Here is a 17,847-nt window from a genome sequence, read left to right on the forward strand (position 1 = left end):
TTTTCTCTTTTCTATTATTTTTTTCGAACTAAAAAGGTGTGGCATGCCACATCCTCCTTAGTTTGAGCTGCTTTCTGTTAATTTGCTATTCACGTGTTCTTCCACGTTTTTAGTGTGTTCCTCAAAAGTTTTCGCAAAATAGACTTCCCCTGTCTCTACATTTGCGACAAAGTAGAGGTAGTCTGTCTTGCTTGGGTTGACGGCTGCTTCAATTGCAGATAGCCCTGGACTATCTACTGGACCAGGCATCAAACCAGTATTCTTGTAGATATTATAAGGTGAATCAATATTGGTGTCAATCGTTGCGTCTTCTTTCAGAGTCGTCTTCTTGCCTAATTGACCTTGTGCGTATAAGATGGCAATATTACTTTGAAGAGGCATATCTTGATTCAAACGGTTATAAAAGACACTGGCAATATCCTTGCGGTCTTTATCTGTAGCGCCTTCTTTTTCAATCAAAGAAGCCAGAGTCAATGCCTCATTGACATCAATGTTTTTAGCTTCCATAGTGTCATAGTAGGCTGAAAGATTTTGGTCCATTGCAGCTAACATTTGGTCCACAAGATCTTCCATTTTACTATCTTTTCCATAACCGTAAGTAGCTGGGAAGAGATAGCCCTCTAAGCGATAGCGTACCCCACTTTCTTTGGACGGTAAGGTTGCTAGTAACTTAGGATATTTGGCTACCATCTTTTCAATAAAAGCATCATCTTGGATTACTTTTAAGAATTCTTCTTGCGTATATGGAGTCTTGGCACCAGATTTAGAACTAGCATCCACAGAAACCACTTGCGCGATTTGATCAATTGTGTAGCCCTCAGGAATCGTAATTTTTCCTAAGACCGGTGGTTCCGGAGTTTTGGTCCCTTGCTCTTGCAATTTTTGAATAATGGTCTCTAGATCCATACTCTTTTGTAGATTGAAATAACCGGATTGGAAGTTTCCATAATTCTTAAACTTGGTGTAATAGTTGAAGAACTGACCATTCTTAATCAAGCCTTTTTTCTCCAAGATAGTCCCAATTTCACGATTGCTAGATCCAGCAGGAATTTCAACGGTTACAAACTCTGTAGACTTGACATCCATTGCATTTAAGTTAGATCGAACATAGGTCACTGCGAAAATTCCAGTTGCAACCATTAAGACAAAAAGAATTCCTAGAACCGTCAAGACGATTCGTTTAGCAATAGTATTCTGTTTTTTCTTTTTCTGAACACGTTGGTCACGATCCTTGCGCGAAACACTAGATACCGGGGTTTCTTTTTTCGAAACTTTTACGGGCTGACTTGAGACTTCTGGTTCTTGAGTTGGCTCTTGAACTGGTAGAGGTGTTTCTTCTTGAGTTTCATCTTCTCTACCTTTAAGGTCGGGAATTTCCGTAACTTCTGGTACTTCTGCTTCCTCTGGAATTTCTACTTTGTCCTGAACTTCGGACTCTTCTGACACAAGTTCAGGAAGTGATCCTTCCGTCTCTTCTTCTTTGTTTTCTGGACTAGAGATTTCTTGAACAGGTAAATCATATTCTTTTTCAACCTGTACAATCTGCTTATTTGCTTCTTCAAGATCACGGAGAATCCGCTCTTTAAAGCTTAATAATTTTTCATTCTCTTGTTGGTTATCAGTCAAATACTTGACCCCCCTTGTCATAATCCTTAATATTATATCTTAAAAGGGATAGAAAATCAATAGGAACGAGGCTTGAGGGCCTCAAATCCTATTGATTACTTACTTGATGGGACCTCCCATACTAAATCGTACCAGACTTCCCCAGCATAGTTAGAGGCCGAGCGACCTTCGTTTACAAAGCCGTTCCTTTCATAATACTCAATCAAGTAATCATGACAGGTCAGGCTGATCCCTTCCCGTCCTTCTTCTAAAGCAACCCTCTTCATGGTCTCAAGCAGGGCTTTCCCAACCCCTAAGCCTTGTGCAGACTGAGCTATCGAAAGACTTGTAATGGTAATAAAACCTCCTGGTAGATGCGACTCATCCCTTACATCCACTGTAAAAGAACGGTCATCCACATATCTCTTTTGAGTAACTGGTCCTTCTAGATAGCCTAGGAGCTGGCCATCCTTTTCAGCCAATAAAAAGCTATTATGAAACGATTCGATATGTTTGGCAAGCACTGTCTCATCTATTGCTTCTTCTGGACTAAAATTTTCCAGTTCTATGGCAAGAATGGCTTCTAAATCATCAATAGTTGCACGACGAATGTTCATTTTTCTTCCTTTCTATAGGGACAGGCACCAACTTAGTTGATAGCCCTCAACTCCTTCTTCCTTACCCCCTATCTCTAGTTGGAAATCATTCATTTCAAAATACGGAATCAGTTCTTCCTGGCAGAGCACATGAATCCCTAACAAGGATTCTTGAGCTACAAGAGACTTGAGTGAGGCCAGTAACAAGGTACCAAAACCTTGTTTTCTAAAGTCTGGAAGAATTTCCAACCACAATAATTTTAAAGAGGGATTTTCGAGCTGATCCTCTGTTTGAATCAGGCAACTCCCAATCACTTGCTCTTCAAATTCCAAGACCAGGGTCCTGAATCCGTTCAGTTCTTGTCGTTTAGCACTTTGAAAAGAAAAATTTTGGGACGTGATCTGTTCGATCTCATCCCAATCAATTTCTTTAGCAAACCGAATCCTAAGGTTTGGTTGCATGGTATCTCCTTATTGAACGTTATTGGTCAAGTTCCCAAGTAAACGTTCAAATGAATATTCATAGGTCTGGATATCTCCTGCTCCCATGAAGACATAGACAGCATTGTCATGATCCAAGAGTGGAGAAACGTTTTCAGCTGTAATCACACCTGATTTCTTGATGATTTTCGCTTCTAGATCTTCCACTTTTACATCCCCATGATCCACTTCACGGGCTGATCCATAAATCTGTGCCAAGTAAACTGCATCGGCCTGGTTCAAGGCATCCGCAAATTCATCCAAGAGAGCAATCGTCCGAGTAAAGGTATGAGGTTGGAAGACCGCTACGATTTCCTTACTTGGATACTTTTGACGTGCCGCATCCAAAGTAGCAATGATTTCAGTTGGATGGTGGGCAAAGTCATCAATGATGACGGTATCGTTGACAATCTTTTCTGTAAAGCGACGTTTGACCCCGCCAAATGTTTTTAAGTGTTCCCGAACTAAATCAAGATCGAATCCAGCGATATAAAGCAAACCAACGACCGCTGTAGCATTCATGATATTGTGACGTCCGAAGGATGGGATTTGGAACTGTCCCAAATCTTCTCCACGGAAGTGAACAGTAAAGGTTGATCCAGTAGTAGAACGCAAGAGATCACTGGCTACAAAATCATTGCCCTCTTCTTCAAAGCCATAGTAATAGATTGGGGCATTAGCTGTAATCCGACGAAGCTCAGGATCTTCCCCATAGATGAACAAGGCTTTGGAGATTTGTTTGGCATAATCATTGAAGGCATTAAAGACATCTTCTAGGCCAGTAAAGTAGTCAGGATGGTCAAAATCAATATTGGTGATAATCGAATACTCTGGGTGGTAAGGCATAAAGTGACGTTCGTACTCGTCTGATTCAAAGACAAAGTACTTAGCACCTTTCGAACCACGACCAGTTCCATCCCCAATCAAATAGCTAGTATCTGTGATATTAGACAGAACGTGAGACAAAATCCCTGTAGTAGAGGTTTTCCCGTGAGCTCCTGCTACTCCCATGCTGACAAAATCACGCATAAATTCACCTAAGAATTCATGGTAGCGTTGATAGGTATAGCCTTGAGCATCTGCATAAGCAATTTCTACGTTGTTCTCAGGTTTAAAGGCATTTCCAGCGATCAAGATTTGATCTCCAGTAAGATTTTCTTCGCTGAATGGTAGGATGGTAATCCCTGCTTGCTCCAGACCTCTTTGAGTAAAGTAATATTTCTCTACATCAGATCCTTGTACAGTGTGTCCCATCTGATGGAGCATGAGAGCCAAGGCACTCATACCAGCTCCTTTTATTCCGATAAAATGAAATGTTTTTGACATAGTTTCTCCTCCTGCTAGTCCAGATTGGTCACATTGAGTTCTTGTTTAATAGGTCTCGTTGGAATGTTCTGTTGATCCTTGTTATAGATTTGACTCTTTTTCAAGAAATCATAATTGTTCTTTTTTGGTTTCTCTTCTTGATGGGATTCTTGAACTGGAAGTTCCCCAGCCCCTTCTAAAAGGATCAATTGCTCTTGTTTCAGTCGCTCACCATATTTAATCAATTCACCGGGATTTTCTTTTTGAAAAGGAGCTGTCGGCTTCCCTTTTGGCATGAAAGAAGGGGTGAATTTTTTACGATTAGGCTTAGATGCAATATCTGCTGTTAAATACGGAGCCGTCCGCTTCTTTTTCAAATCAGCACGCGCTGCTTCACGAGCTTCTTCTGCGTAGCGATTCGCCGGGCTCTTTTTATCAACAGGCTCCTTGAAATCAGGAGTCATCGGCTGCCTTCTTGACTTAGGCACTTCAAATGGTTTTTGAAGGGATTTTTGTAGATTTTTTTGATAAGGTTGCTCTGCTACCTTTCCAGTAGCAATTGGCTCCCATTCTAAATAGTTTTTATCTGTATACTCCCCAAGAATATTACTAATGAAGTCCCCATCATCATATAAATTCATATGGGGCATTTGAGTTAGCATCAATTCATCATCTGCTACTTGAGGAAACTGCTTATCCGTCATCCTATTTCTTCCTTTCGACACTTCATTAATTATAAACTATTCATTTAATTTTTCAAGTTATTCTACCGAAATACCCAAAATTTCCCGAATTTCTTCAATAGAAAGGCTGGAGCGCGTTTCGGTACCATCTAATATGGTAGAAACTAAATGACGTTTGCTAGTCTGGAGCTCTTGAATTTTTTCTTCGATGGTCCCTCGAGTAATCATCCGGTAGACCTCAACATTCTTATCTTGTCCCATTCGATGGGCACGACCAATGGCTTGATCTTCTACCGCAGGGTTCCACCATAGGTCAACTAAAATAACCGTGTCAGCACCTGTCAAATTCAAGCCAACTCCACCTGCTTTCAAGGAAATGAGAAAGGCATCCCCTTGACCGGAGTTAAAGGCGTTAGTCATATCTTGGCGCTCATTAGCTGGCGTAGATCCTGTGATTTTAAACGAAGTCATCTTCAGAGCATCCAACTCTTTTTCAATGATATCCAACATGCCCCTAAATTGTGAGAAGATCAACACTCGTTGGTTTCCATCTTTGATCTGCTCTAGCAGTTCTCGAAGGCTATCCAACTTCCCACTCTCTCCAGTATAGTCCTCTAAAAAGAGGGATGGCGTATCACAAATCTGACGAAGACGCATCAAACCAGATAAGATTTCCATCTTACTGCGATTAAGTTCCTCTTCAGAAGAGCTTAGAATGCGGTCTTGCATTTGTTTCAACTGGGCTAAATAGATCGTTTTTTGATTGTCAGCCAATTCATTCTTATAGGTCATCTCAATCAAATCTGGAAGTTCCTGCAAGACTTCACTTTTTTTCCGTCTCATGATAAAGGGCTTGACGTATTGAGAAATAGTCGCTGGACTCAATTGTTTAAATTCTTTTTTACCCGGAAACAAACCAGGAAGAACAATTTGGAAAATCGACCAGAGTTCCTCTACATGGTTTTCTATTGGAGTTCCCGACAAAGCAAAGGTATGAGGAACATCGAATTTCCGTAAGTATTGGGCAATCTTGGTTTGGGAATTTTTCATGACCTGGGCTTCATCCAAGATGAGGTATTGGTACTGATTTTTTTCGTATTGCTCTACGTCCTGGCGGAAGGAAGCGTAACTGGTGATCGCTACCTGAGGGTTGCTTGCAATCACCTCGTCGCGACTTGCTTTGAGGCCATAGATAACCTCCACTTCCATTTGTGGAGCAAATTTTTCGAACTCCTCTTTCCAATTATAGATTAGACTAGATGGGGCTAAAATCAAAATCTTAGAATCCGCCATCGCAACACTTGAGAGAAAGGCAATGGTCTGGAGGGTCTTTCCAAGCCCCATATCATCTGCCAAAATCCCCCCAAAACCATAGTGATTGAGCATGGATAGCCAGCGGACTCCGACTTCCTGATAATCTCGAAGTTTAGCAGTTACTTGTAGCTTACCTAATGGAAATTGCTCTGGATGAATCAAATCATGAGCCAAGTGACGAAACTCTTCAGAAAATTGGACATTGTCAGCTGACTCAAATAACTGGGAGAGCTGGAAGGCTGCAATGCGATTGGTTTGCAACTGACCTGTTTTTGTCTTCTTTGCACGAAGATTCAATAAAGTCTGACTGATCCGCTTGGTTTCTTCATCAAAGATTAGAACCTTTCCTGATTGACTGATATAATAGTCATTCTTCTCAACCAAGGCACTCATCACTTGCTCAACCTCAGAGGGATCAATGGAGTCAAATTCAAAACCAATCTCAAGGAGACGACCACTGGTTTGAATGGCAATCTTTGGCTTTTCAACCTGATACAGGTCTAACAACTTGTCCGAAACTTCGACCTCTCCCAGTTCTTCAAACAAAGGAAGGGTCTGATGAAAGAAGGGATAGATCTGCTTGGGAAGGAGAGGAGCTCGTTTGGTTTGAAATTGATTGGTAAAGCCAGCTGTCAAGATGGTTTCAAAAACCAAACGTTCCTTATCAAAATTACTGGAATAAGGCAGATCCTTAAGTTCTTTCTCAGAGCGAACGATGCGTTCCTCGTAGACAAAAACTAGATCCAGCAACACTTCTCCTTGCTCCGATAAATCAAAAGCAAAGTGAGGTTGAAAATCGTGAATATAGAAATTACTTGGTGCTTTCACCTCACCAATTTTCCTAAATTGCTCTAAGCTATAGGTTAATTTGGTCTGATCAGACAAATCAAATTGAACATGTCTTTTCTGATCACTGGAGAGGGGTAAACTCTGCACAGCCTCAATCAAAATCTTTTGAAGCGGTGATATTTGATAAAAATGGCCATTTGCCAAAAGAAAGCGACCTTCCACCATTTTATAGGAAGCCACTTGAACCTGTAGTTCGATAAACTCCTTCATTTCCACTACTTGGAAAGAAAACAAGCCTGAATCTTCCTGGAGTTCTTGAAAGAATACTTCCTGATAGGTATCCAGTCCGACTTCAAGGGTAAAGGACGGTAGGTCCATCAATACTTGCACAGCTTCTTCAAAGAAACTCATTGGAAAGTAAAGATGACGACCCCCATTTGGAAAGAAGAGGGCATCATGCACCGTATCTCCCGATAACAAGCCTTCTAAGAATCGAATTAAGGCACGACTTTCAGGGTCAAAGGCTGCATAGGAAATCGGCTCGTAATAACTTTTTCCAATCGCAAAATGGGACTGTTTTCTGATGGCTTGCAAAAAAGCTACAACATCCCGCACCACATAAGATCTCTCATCCGGTCTGCGATAGATACGAAGGGTCCACAAAAACTGACCGGAATAGTCGTCTACATGACCGGTTGCTGAAAGACCAAAACGGACTTCTTTGCTTTCAATTTTTGGTAGGACTTGATCTAAAAACAAACTTCCAAAAGATACTTTTTCCTTTGTTTCTTGACTTTCTGTTGCATCTTGCTCCAAACCAAGCAAGAGTTCCTTCCCTTCTTCATCATTTTTTAAAAAGGCTTCTCCTGCGGCTAAATGCACACAGAATTTTTTCTTCTGGAAAAACTCACAACTACAAAAAATTGCTTGATCATCTAGACTATAGCGGAGGGACTCATTGTCAATTCTGAAATAGAGGTACTGATTCTTCATTTCCTGTAGGGATACTTTCCCGTTTTCATAGAGAAGGATTCCTTCTGAACGGATTTTCCCAGGAATTAATTTTGCCATATTTACCACCTTATGTTTATCCCTTTATTATATCATATCCCCTCTAAAATAGAAAAAAAGACAAAGAATTGTGAAGAATTCAATGCCTGATTTTACTATCACCTACTCCACTTTTCTTTTTCCATTCAAATTAAAAAAGAGGTATTCTTAGAAACTTCCCTTAGGTGAGTACGGACGTCAACGAACTTCTATGAAGTTCCATGACTTAGTTTTGGACCCAAGGTTCCAAAACTCCCGAGTGCTAGAAACAATCTTGTTTCTAGCACTTTTCTCACGGCGGAAAGTTTCAGATCTACTTGAATGACTCCAAAAATAAAAGTCATTATTTGAAATATAGCTAGCTATTTTATGTTAAAAATGGTTTGTTTACATTCTAAAAGGAACACCAAGTGTGTTCCTTTTATTTTATTCTCTTATAACCTTCTTTTTTGAAATTTTTGATATGTTCTGAATAGTTGGCCAGTTCTCCAAACGTTTTTTTCTCATCGTTGGCTTTATTTAAGGCTTCAATATCTAAGTCTTGGTAGACGATCTTGGTATGAATCATCAGTCCACCCTCTTTCGTCCGACTCACATCTGTTGTATAGCCCGAAATTCCTTTTTTAGGTTCAACAATTTCTTTTTTAATATATTCGAACTCAGAGTCATCTTCAATATTTACATTAAAATTATCAGCCCAAAACTCTTCAGAGATCATTTGATTGGCTCTATGTCGAATCGTCACTCGAAGAAGAATGTCTTTATCTTTTTTCTCATAGGTTTCTTCTCTTTCAATGCTACAAGCTGTTAGTCCTAGAAACACAACGAATGGGACAGCCAACATGAGTCCTTGTTTCAAAATTTTCATAAATACCTACTTCCGTTTCCGAGCAATCAAATGGATTGGGGTTCCTTCAAAGACAAAGGCTTTCCGAATTTGATTTTCCAAGAAACGAAGATAAGAGAAGTGCATGAGCTCTTCTTCATTGACAAAGACCACAAAGGTTGGTGGCTTGGTAGCAACCTGAGTCGCATAGAAGATTTTTAGACGTTTTCCTTTATCTGTCGGTGTCGGATTAATGGCAATGGCATCCATGATGACATCGTTCAAGACAGCTGAAGGAATGCGTGTATTTTGGCTCTCACTGATCTGCTTGATCATATCTGGTAACTTGTGCAGGCGTTGTTTGGTCAGAGCAGAGACAAAGATAATGGGTGCATAAGATAAGTATTGGAACTGATCTCGAATATCATCTTCCCATTGCTTCATGGTATGGTTATCCTTTTCAAGGGTGTCCCACTTATTGACCACGATGATCATCCCTTTTCCAGCTTCATGGGCAAATCCGGCAATCCGCTTATCGTACTCGCGGATTCCTTCTTCTGCGTTCAAGACCATCAAGACCACATCCGAGCGATCGATAGCTCGCATAGCCCGCATGACAGAATATTTCTCTGTATTTTCATAGACCTTACCAGATTTTCGCATTCCGGCTGTATCAATCATGGTGTACTCTTGGCCTTCTGCATCCGTGAAATGGGTGTCAATCGCATCCCGCGTAGTCCCTGCTACAGGACTGGCAATGACGCGGTCTTCCCCAAGGATGGCATTGATCAGACTAGATTTTCCGACATTTGGGCGACCAATCAAGCTGAACTTGATGACATCTGGATTTTCTGGCTCCCGATCCGTCGGAAGGTTTTCAACAATAGCATCCAAAACATCCCCTGTACCAATCCCGTGCACAGATGACACTGGCAAAGGTTCGCCCAGGCCAAGAGCGTAGAAATCATAGATGTCAGTTCGCATCTCTGGGTTATCCACTTTATTGACCGCTAAAATGACTGGTTTGTGGGTCTTGTAGAGCATCCGAGCCACATACTCATCTGCATCGGTAATCCCTTCTTTTCCAGATACGACAAAGACAATGACGTCTGCTTCATCCATGGCAATCTCCGCTTGGTGCTTGATTTGCTCCATGAAAGGTGCGTCCACGTCATCAATCCCGCCAGTATCAATAATACTAAATTGGTGGTTGAGCCACTCAGCCGTTGCATAAATACGGTCCCGAGTAACCCCTTCGACATCCTCGACAATGGAAATCCGCTCACCGGCAATCCGGTTAAAGAGCGTTGACTTCCCGACATTTGGACGTCCTACAATGGCAACAGTAGGTAAAGCCATGGTGTCCTCTTTTCTCTTATTTTTCTAGTTGGTGTTTCTTTAATAATTCTGCCGTAGCAGCTGGTTCTTCCTGTCCAAATTGGGCAGCCAAGCGTTGGCTCCAAGTATCCGTTGCCCGTGCTCCAGCATAGGCAGTCTGTACTCGATCAAAGGCTTCAATCACTTCAGGAGTCTGCTCCTGGTAACTTTCTTCGAAGACAACAGCTTCCAAAGGAAGGCGGGGCTTCACAGGATGGTTCTGATTTGGCACTCCTAAAGCCATCCCAAAGACAGGATAGGTGTAGTCTGGTAAGTTAAATAGTTTGGCCACTTCAGCCGCTTCATACCGAACCAAGCCAATAATGACTCCTCCGTAGCCTAGACTTTCAGCAGCTAGCAAGGTATTCTGACCTGCCAAGGCCGCATCTACAGAAGTAATCAATAAATTATCTGGTCCTTCTGGATGGAATTGATCCGTATGCATTCGAACCCCTTTTTCAGCTCGGTTGAGATCTCCTACAAACAGTAAGAAAACAGAGCATTGACGAATTGCCTCCTGAGGGACGAATTGATAGAGCCCCTCTTTCTTTTCCTGGCTTCTCACTAAGATAATGGAATAAGACTGGAAGTTCTTCCAAGAGGAAGCCATCTGTCCTGCTGTTAGGATTGCTTGAAGGTCTTCCTCTTTGATGTCCTCCTCCTTAAAGCGACGGACAGAGGAATGAGATTTCATCAAATCAATAACAGGATTCATCGGCGATTTTCTCCTTCTAGGCGGACTTCTTTAGCAAGGAACTTGATTCGCTCCATGACACGTTTGGCTTGCCAAGTCTCATCTCCATTCCGAGATGTAGCAAAATGACGTTCCAAATCTTCAAAGTTGAAATTCGAAGTAAAGAAGGTTGGAAGAATCTCCTGCATCCGATGTTGCAAAATCACTTGCAAGACTTCATCCCGGACCCAAGGCGACATTTGCTCTGCCCCAATATCATCAAGAATCAAAATTTCAGCCTTCTTGACCTGATCCAACATCTCTTTAACCTGACCTGTATTAATGGCATTTTTGACATCGATGACAAAGCTTGGGAAATGTAGAATGGTGGAGGAAGCCTGACGTTTTTCAGACAAGTCATGAGCAAGAGCTGCCATCATATAGCTTTTCCCAACTCCAAAATCTCCATATAGAAAAATCCCTTTACGAGCTTGAGGATAGGAAGCAACAAAATTGGCCAACTCTTCAAAGGCTCCAAAACGCCCACGATCATCCAAGTCGACTTTCGCTAAGGAAGCTTCCTTCAAGGTGCTTGGTAAGTTGATCAGCTGCAAGCGTCTATTGATAGCGGCTTGTTTTTGTGCCTCGATTAATTCAGGTGTCTCCTCATAGGAAACATCCGCATAACCTTCATTCATGACTAAAACAGGCTTATACCCTCTTGCAATATAATCTGCATCCCCAAGGACAAAGCGATTGCGCTCACTGATGTATTGGTTAAATTTGGAAATGCTACGACGGATTTCTACATCCGATAAACCCTCCTTTTGAATAAAGGTTGCAATCTCAGGTTCGGCGAGAATTTGAGCTACCAATTCTTCATAATTGAACTGCTGTGATCGATTCATCTGGGACATGGTTTTCCCTACGCTCTCCATTTACTCCCCTCCTTGATTTAATTTCTCGAGCAAGGCTCGTTTTTGTTGTTCCAGATTAGCCTGTTCTTCTTGGCTAGTCTGATTGGTATAGATAGGCTGACTCCACTTCGGAACATTGGTCTTTCCTGTCGCTGACCCACTCTTAGCTACTTTCTCTTTTGCTTTTTGTAAATGGGAGTCTTGGCGCTGGCGGATCTTCAGAACGGCCTCCTCAGCCGTCTTTATCCCCTCATAAGCAAAGTCATTTCCAACTTTTAAGGCATACTTTTCATTGAGATTGGCGGAAGCAACCTTGTTAAAGGTAAACAACAAGATCACATTTATAACTTCATCTAACAGGCCTAAACGGGCCAAGTCAGAAATTACTTGGCGTTCTGATTGGGTCACAACAGCCTTACGCGCTTTTTTTATTCCTGCTAAAAATTGACGACTGGTCTTATTTTTAGCTTCCCGGATAATGGCCCTTTCCTGCGGAGTGAACTCATCCTTACCTTTTTCTTGTGGCTCTTGGGTCAGTTTTTGTCTCATCCGTTTGGTCGAAATGACCAAATTAACCGCTGTCTCCTTGGCCAACAGATAGGTCTCGTACCAAGTCCAATTCTTCTCTTCGGTGATGGCATAAAGAACTAAGAGGTCCTCTTGTTCGTTCTCAAAACGAAGGCCATCCCGTACCATTAATTGTTTAAAGTGCTCTAAACTGAAGGAAGATACTTTCCTCTGAGGGGTCGAAACACCATCAATCCCAAAAATAGAGGCAAAGTTCACCTTCCGTTTCTCTCCCTCTGGTTTTTCAGGAAGCAAGTCACGAACTGCTGCTTCTCCTATTTTTTTCTCCAGCAACTTCTGATAAGCGATATTCGCGAAAAATTGATCTGCTTCTAGCGGAGCCAAAAATCGGAACTGAAGTCCTTCTTCTGTTTCATAAACCTCTAATAAATTCATGGCAATCAAGCGGTCTAAACTTTCGAGAAAATGAGCGAAACCTAGATCCAAATGATTTAAAACAACAGCAATCAGCCGTTTTTCTTTCCCCTGATCATAGAGACTCAGCAGAAAAGTATATAATTGACTTGCTTGAACACCTAATATTGGTCCATACAGATGCGTGAAAGAGGCTCCTGTAGGCGCTAAATAATTATTCTTCAAGAAAGAAAATGAAGTATTGGGCTTCATCTATTTTTCCTTTTTCTTCTTCGTTCCTTTGGTAATCTGCTTTAAGAGACTTTCCAATTCACCAACATCCTTGAAACTACGATAGACACTCGCAAATCGAACATAGGTAATTTCGTCCAATTCTGCTAACTCGTCCATGACAAGTGATCCGATATAGTCACTCTGGATCTCATTTTCACTCTGACTACGAATCTTTTGTTCGATTCGCCCCACAATTTCCTCAATTTCGTCACTCGACACGGGACGTTTCTGAGCAGATCGAATAATCCCATTAAATATTTTATCTCTAGAAAACTGTTCCCGGGTGCCATCTTTTTTCACCACAACAAGAGTCCGCTCTTCTACTCGTTCATAAGTGGTGAAGCGATGATGACATTCATCACATTCTCTTCTTCTACGAATCGTTTTTCCATCTTCTGCCTGGCGACTATCTACAACACTAGACTTATTTCCGCCACATTTTGGACACCGCATGGACACCCTCCTTATCGTTTCTTAATACTTTATTCTATCATATTTAGGGCTAAAGTGAAAGCAAGCGAAACAAAGAAAATCCCTAGCCTCCTAAAGGCATAGGGATTTGAATCTTATGGTAAATACAAGTCAGCTGACAAACCATAATGGTCGCTGACGAGAGGCTGACTAGAACCATCAAACACAACTTCTAGCCGTTCGATAACCCATTCTTTTGAGGTGAAAATATAATCAATCCGCAAGGGTACTTGATTATCATCCCATCCATCAATTCCAGGACCTACAGTGTAAGTCCCCTTGGTCTGGCGAGCTTCAATAAAGCTATCTTGAAGAGCTAGCGGGCTCGCTAAAATGGCTTCATAACCTTCTTGCCCAGCTGGATTATTAAAGTCCCCAGCTAAAATCAAAGGCTTTTGCAATTGGCTAAAGCGTTCTTCTAAACGCGCCCACTCTTGCTGGAAGCCTTTGTCCCACCAAGAGAGGTGAACACTGGCAACAGCAATGTCTTTCCCATCAACTTGGGTTTCTGCAATGGCAATCCGTCGTGTATGATAATCTGTTGGATCATTCACATCTGAAACCAAGAGTTCGCTTGCCTGGATTGGGGTACGCGATAGAATCGCCACACCTTCATGATAACGGTCATAGCCGATATGGTTATAAGCCCAGGTCCAGTGGTAGCTCAATCCTTCTTCTTCTAATTTTTCAACTAAACAACGAACATAGTGATCCTGATGGATCGGCTCCGAAGAAGGAGTTGGATGGTACAAGTCATTAACAGGAACAACTGGACTTTCGATGGTCTGATTAATTTCTTGGAAACAAATCAAGTCGTATTGCTTTTCAAGAATGTCTTTTAATAAGTCCTCAAATTTTTGTTGGGGATTTTCTTCCATCCAACTATGAGTGTTTAAAGTTAAAAATTTCATGATCCTACTCTCCTAATAGAGAATTCCCTGTATCCAATAGATACAAGGAATAACTCTCATAGATTATAATTCAACCTTAGCAACCACAGCATCTGCTGGAAGTTGACCAGTTTGTGTAAGAGTAACAGATTTAATTGCTGCACCATTTGTGAAGACTACAACTGTTGAAGTTGCACGTCCAGCTTCACGAATAGCATCCAAATCTGCTTCTACCAATAGGTCTCCCGCTGCCACTGTTTGGCCTTCTTCTACCTTCACTGTGAAAGGTTTACCTTCCAAACTTACAGTATCAAGACCGATATGAACGAGGACTTCAAGACCAGATTCTGTTACCAAACCAAGCGCATGTTTGGTAGGGAAGACGCTTGTCACCTTACCAGCTACTGGTGAAACAATCTGACCATTTGCTGGTTCAACTGCAAATCCGTCACCCATCATTTTTTGTGAGAAGACTGGATCTTGAACTTTTTCTAATTCAATGACTTGTCCTTCAGCAACTGAGTGAACTTCTTCCGTCACCCCTTTAAAGGCAACTTCTGCTTGTTGAACCGCTGTCTTTTGACTTGGAAGAGTTTCAGGAATCACTTCACCTGAGTCTAACAAATCTTGGATATCTGATTTCAAGACGTCCGCTTTTGGACCGTAAATCGCTTGGACACCTTGTCCTTTCATGACAAGTCCCATTGCTCCTTCAGCCTTCCATTGTTCTTCTGTTCCGACTTTAGTTTCGTCTTTAACAGTAACACGAAGACGAGTCATACATGCATCTACATCGACGATATTGGCACGACCACCAAGAAGGTTAATGATGTTAACCGCTTGAGAAGCAGCAGCCACTTTACTTGAACCTGAAGTTTCAGACTCTTCTGCACCACCCTCAGCTTGTTCGTAGTTTCCATTACGTCCAGGAGTTGCGTAGTTAAATTTCTGGATCATGAAGTTTGCAATGAAGTACATGATCACTGCAAAAAGTACAGTTACCCAGATGAAATTAATGATATCCATACCAATACCAGCTTTAATGGTCATTGGTGTACGAGTCAAGAACTCAATTGATCCAAATGAATGGACACGGAGATTGACGATATCTGCCATCGCGAAGGCTGCACCTTGTACCACTGCATAAACGAGGTAAAGAGGCATTGCTACGAACATAAACATGTACTCGATTGGTTCTGTAACCCCTGTGAGGAAGGTTGCAAGAGCAGTCGCAATCATCATCCCTTTGTATTTGTGTTTCTTATCAGGGTCTACATTACGGTAAATGGCAAGGGCAACCCCCATCAAGATACCGAATGAACCGATCATTTGTCCCACTTTGAAACGAGCAGGTGTGACAGTATCCAACAAGTGTTGGTAAGTAGCAGGGTCAGAAACTTTTGTATTTCCTAAGTCTGTAATCCAAGCCAACCAAAGTGGATCTTGACCAAATACTTGAGTGCCTTTTGCTGCACCAGTTAACACTTCATAAGTACCACCCAATTGAGTATAGTTGATTGGGATAGTCAACATGTGGTGAAGACCAAATGGAAGCAAGAGACGTTCCAAGGTACCGAAAGCAAATGGTGCTAAGATTGGAGCAGTCTCTTTTGAGTTAGCAATCCAAATACCAAAGTTGTTAATTCCTGTTTGGACTACTGGCCATAAGAATGACAAGATAAGAGCCACAATTGCAGAACGAAGGATAACGACAAATGGAACAAAGCGTTTCCCGTTAAAGAATGATAGGGCATCTGGTAACTTGCGGTAGTTGTAGTATTTGTTAAAGGCTGTTGCCCCTACAAAACCGGCAATAATCCCAACGAAAACTCCCATATTCAAGGCAGGTGATTCTAACACACTCGTGAAGTAATCAGCAACCTTGATAGATCCACCAAGAAGTGTTTTCACCTTCGCTTCTGGATCTTTCAGCATATCTCCTGTTACACCGAACATCACACCAGTGATCCGGTTAATCAGGATAAAGGATAGACCTGCTGCAAAGGCCCCACCCGCACGTTCTTTCGCCCAGCTACCACCGATAGCGAGAGCAAAGAGGATGTGGAGGTTTCCGATAACCCCCCAACCGATCTGTTCAAGAACACCACCGGTAGTTACCAAGAAACCAAGTTCTGGATTAATCATTGCAATGGTTTTACCAAGACTGATCATCAGACCTGCCGCCGGCATAACTGCAATGACCACCATCAACGCTTTACCGAATTTTTGCCAAAATTCAAAGCTTAATAGACTTTTGAATGATTGTTTATTCATCATTCGACCTCCTTATAAAATTGAAATGCCCGCAATACGAGAAAACGTTTGCATATTTCACTTACTATTATACCACTTTTTTTCTTTTTGTAAAGCCCTTACATGTAAATTTTTAATTCACAAACATTATATACAAAGGCCTTGGAAATACTGTAATCCAGGCAAACGTTTGCTTCTTTCACAAGATTTTAAAAAAATTTTTTTAAAAAATTTTTCTTTCTTCCTTTTTGACAAACAAAAAAATCCCTTTGAGATTTCTCATCAAAGGGATTGTTGTTATTCTTGCATTTGGTAGCCGACACCTCGGACAGTTTTGATATAGCTCTTTTGTCCTGGCAGATCGATCTTCCCACGAAGATAGCGAATATAGACATCAACGATATTGGTTTCTGCTGTACTCTCATATTTCCACACCCGCTCTAAGAGTTGCTCCCGACTAAGGACATGTTTGCTTCCCATCAAAGTCGCTAACAGGTCATATTCTCGACGTGTCAGGTCAATCACTTCTTCTCCCCGATACACCATATGATTCTCGACATCAATACGCAAATTTCGATAGGAAGTAGGAGCTTTCATCTGATTACAATGTTGGTCAATAAAATCACGACCTCTAAAAATAGCGATGATTTTCTCAACCAAATCACTGATCACGAATGGTTTGATGACATAAGATACTGCAAATCGTTGGATACTCTCCATATGCTCTGAAATTTTCTCACGACTATCCAAGACAATCAAGACTGCTGCAGGACGAATCTTGCTCAGACGCTGGGCAAACTCTTCCCCACTCATATCTTCTAGTTCGTAATTGAGAAGAATTAAATCATATTCTGTAGCCTGCAGGAGTTTCAAGGCGAGTTCCCCTTGTTCTACCAAATCAACTACATAGCCTGCTTTCTGAAGTTCTAAATCAATAAAGCGCGCTAAATTCTTTTCATTTTCTACTAGTAATATCCGCTTTGTCATAACCTACAATTATTTTTCGTCGTACCAAGAATAGTGGAAGGTACCTTCTTTATCCTTACGTTGGTATGTGTGAGCACCGAAGTAGTCACGTTGTGCTTGGATCAAGTTCGCTGGAAGATCTGCTGAACGGTAGCTATCAAAGTAAGTGATGGCTGCTGAGAAGGTTGGGACAGGTACACCAGCTTGAACAGCAAGAGCTACAATGTCACGAACAGATTGTTGGTACTTAGCTGTTACATCCAAGAAGTACTCATCCAAAAGAAGGTTGGCAAGATCTGCATCACGATTGTAAGCATCTGTAATCTTTTGCAAGAAACGAGAACGGATGATACAGCCATCGCGCCAGATAGATGCGATGTCTGCAAATGGCAAGTTCCAATTATTTTCTTTAGAAGCGACGCGCAATTGAGCAAAAC

The 17,847-nt window shown here is 41.6% G+C and carries 15 protein-coding genes and 1 pseudogene; all 16 read right to left on the reverse strand.

Going from position 1 to position 17,847, the window contains the following annotated elements:
* Positions 1–57: 57 nt before the first annotated feature.
* Positions 58–1,647 (reverse strand): endolytic transglycosylase MltG, encoded by a 1,590-nt coding sequence (gene mltG / locus RCH62_RS01390; protein ID WP_306474455.1) that lies wholly within the window; start codon positions 1,645–1,647, stop codon positions 58–60.
* A gap of 74 nt (positions 1,648–1,721) precedes the next feature.
* Positions 1,722–2,222, reverse strand: coding sequence for a GNAT family N-acetyltransferase (locus RCH62_RS01395; protein WP_123160547.1), 501 nt, complete (start codon positions 2,220–2,222; stop codon positions 1,722–1,724).
* Between the two features lie 12 nt (positions 2,223–2,234).
* A complete protein-coding gene (locus RCH62_RS01400) occupies positions 2,235–2,663 on the reverse strand; it encodes a GNAT family N-acetyltransferase (RefSeq protein ID WP_306474456.1) in 429 nt (142 codons plus the stop codon).
* A gap of 9 nt (positions 2,664–2,672) precedes the next feature.
* Positions 2,673–4,007, reverse strand: a complete 1,335-nt coding sequence (gene murC, locus RCH62_RS01405) for a UDP-N-acetylmuramate--L-alanine ligase (protein ID WP_006595771.1) — start codon at positions 4,005–4,007, stop codon at positions 2,673–2,675.
* Between the two features lie 14 nt (positions 4,008–4,021).
* Positions 4,022–4,690, reverse strand: coding sequence for a cystathionine gamma-synthase (locus RCH62_RS01410; protein WP_129270182.1), 669 nt, complete (start codon positions 4,688–4,690; stop codon positions 4,022–4,024).
* 57 nt (positions 4,691–4,747) lie between these two features.
* Positions 4,748–7,843 carry a DEAD/DEAH box helicase gene (locus RCH62_RS01415; RefSeq protein ID WP_306474457.1) on the reverse strand — a complete coding sequence of 1,032 codons (3,096 nt, stop codon included), beginning with the start codon at positions 7,841–7,843 and terminating at the stop codon, positions 4,748–4,750.
* A 400-nt stretch (positions 7,844–8,243) separates the two neighbouring features.
* The gene (locus RCH62_RS01420) at positions 8,244–8,690 is read right to left on the reverse strand and encodes a hypothetical protein (RefSeq protein WP_129270178.1); all 447 of its coding nucleotides are present in this window, start codon (positions 8,688–8,690) and stop codon (positions 8,244–8,246) included.
* A 6-nt stretch (positions 8,691–8,696) separates the two neighbouring features.
* Positions 8,697–10,007 carry a ribosome biogenesis GTPase Der gene (gene der / locus RCH62_RS01425; RefSeq protein ID WP_006595767.1) on the reverse strand — a complete coding sequence of 437 codons (1,311 nt, stop codon included), beginning with the start codon at positions 10,005–10,007 and terminating at the stop codon, positions 8,697–8,699.
* A gap of 16 nt (positions 10,008–10,023) precedes the next feature.
* A complete protein-coding gene (locus tag RCH62_RS01430) occupies positions 10,024–10,740 on the reverse strand; it encodes an NADPH-dependent oxidoreductase (RefSeq protein WP_195348063.1) in 717 nt (238 codons plus the stop codon).
* On the reverse strand, positions 10,737–11,636 hold the full coding sequence (gene dnaI / locus RCH62_RS01435; RefSeq protein ID WP_023024133.1) for a primosomal protein DnaI: 900 nt from the start codon (positions 11,634–11,636) through the stop codon (positions 10,737–10,739). Before dnaI ends, RCH62_RS01430 begins: the two co-directional genes overlap by 4 nt.
* Entirely contained in the window at positions 11,637–12,809 is a 1,173-nt protein-coding gene (locus RCH62_RS01440; RefSeq protein ID WP_306474458.1) for a DnaD domain protein, read from the reverse strand.
* Complete coding sequence (nrdR, locus tag RCH62_RS01445; protein ID WP_006595763.1) at positions 12,810–13,283, reverse strand: transcriptional regulator NrdR; 474 nt, start codon at positions 13,281–13,283, stop codon at positions 12,810–12,812. It lies immediately after the preceding gene.
* Positions 13,284–13,396: 113 nt separating this feature from the next.
* Positions 13,397–14,212, reverse strand: coding sequence for an endonuclease/exonuclease/phosphatase family protein (locus tag RCH62_RS01450; RefSeq protein ID WP_129822394.1), 816 nt, complete (start codon positions 14,210–14,212; stop codon positions 13,397–13,399).
* Positions 14,213–14,275: 63 nt separating this feature from the next.
* Positions 14,276–16,465 carry a PTS transporter subunit IIBC gene (locus tag RCH62_RS01455; protein ID WP_154854190.1) on the reverse strand — a complete coding sequence of 730 codons (2,190 nt, stop codon included), beginning with the start codon at positions 16,463–16,465 and terminating at the stop codon, positions 14,276–14,278.
* A 276-nt stretch (positions 16,466–16,741) separates the two neighbouring features.
* Positions 16,742–17,431, reverse strand: a complete 690-nt coding sequence (locus tag RCH62_RS01460) for a response regulator transcription factor (protein ID WP_129822395.1) — start codon at positions 17,429–17,431, stop codon at positions 16,742–16,744.
* Between the two features lie 9 nt (positions 17,432–17,440).
* Positions 17,441–17,847 (reverse strand): annotated as a pseudogene (locus RCH62_RS01465) (NADP-dependent phosphogluconate dehydrogenase); the annotation flags it as partial.

This window comes from Streptococcus sp. (assembly GCF_030825805.1).
Taxonomy (GTDB): domain Bacteria; phylum Bacillota; class Bacilli; order Lactobacillales; family Streptococcaceae; genus Streptococcus.

What these genes read in the sequence shown, in the direction of transcription:
- mltG (WP_306474455.1), bottom strand. Translation starts at nt 1,647, where the DNA reads ATGACAAGGGGGGTCAAGTATTTGACTGATAACCAACAAGAGAATGAA.
- RCH62_RS01395 (WP_123160547.1), bottom strand. Translation starts at nt 2,222, where the DNA reads ATGAACATTCGTCGTGCAACTATTGATGATTTAGAAGCCATTCTTGCC.
- RCH62_RS01400 (WP_306474456.1), bottom strand. Translation starts at nt 2,663, where the DNA reads ATGCAACCAAACCTTAGGATTCGGTTTGCTAAAGAAATTGATTGGGAT.
- murC (WP_006595771.1), bottom strand. Translation starts at nt 4,007, where the DNA reads ATGTCAAAAACATTTCATTTTATCGGAATAAAAGGAGCTGGTATGAGT.
- RCH62_RS01410 (WP_129270182.1), bottom strand. Translation starts at nt 4,690, where the DNA reads ATGACGGATAAGCAGTTTCCTCAAGTAGCAGATGATGAATTGATGCTA.
- RCH62_RS01415 (WP_306474457.1), bottom strand. Translation starts at nt 7,843, where the DNA reads ATGGCAAAATTAATTCCTGGGAAAATCCGTTCAGAAGGAATCCTTCTC.
- RCH62_RS01420 (WP_129270178.1), bottom strand. Translation starts at nt 8,690, where the DNA reads ATGAAAATTTTGAAACAAGGACTCATGTTGGCTGTCCCATTCGTTGTG.
- der (WP_006595767.1), bottom strand. Translation starts at nt 10,007, where the DNA reads ATGGCTTTACCTACTGTTGCCATTGTAGGACGTCCAAATGTCGGGAAG.
- RCH62_RS01430 (WP_195348063.1), bottom strand. Translation starts at nt 10,740, where the DNA reads ATGAATCCTGTTATTGATTTGATGAAATCTCATTCCTCTGTCCGTCGC.
- dnaI (WP_023024133.1), bottom strand. Translation starts at nt 11,636, where the DNA reads ATGGAGAGCGTAGGGAAAACCATGTCCCAGATGAATCGATCACAGCAG.
- RCH62_RS01440 (WP_306474458.1), bottom strand. Translation starts at nt 12,809, where the DNA reads ATGAAGCCCAATACTTCATTTTCTTTCTTGAAGAATAATTATTTAGCG.
- nrdR (WP_006595763.1), bottom strand. Translation starts at nt 13,283, where the DNA reads ATGCGGTGTCCAAAATGTGGCGGAAATAAGTCTAGTGTTGTAGATAGT.
- RCH62_RS01450 (WP_129822394.1), bottom strand. Translation starts at nt 14,212, where the DNA reads ATGAAATTTTTAACTTTAAACACTCATAGTTGGATGGAAGAAAATCCC.
- RCH62_RS01455 (WP_154854190.1), bottom strand. Translation starts at nt 16,465, where the DNA reads ATGAATAAACAATCATTCAAAAGTCTATTAAGCTTTGAATTTTGGCAA.
- RCH62_RS01460 (WP_129822395.1), bottom strand. Translation starts at nt 17,431, where the DNA reads ATGACAAAGCGGATATTACTAGTAGAAAATGAAAAGAATTTAGCGCGC.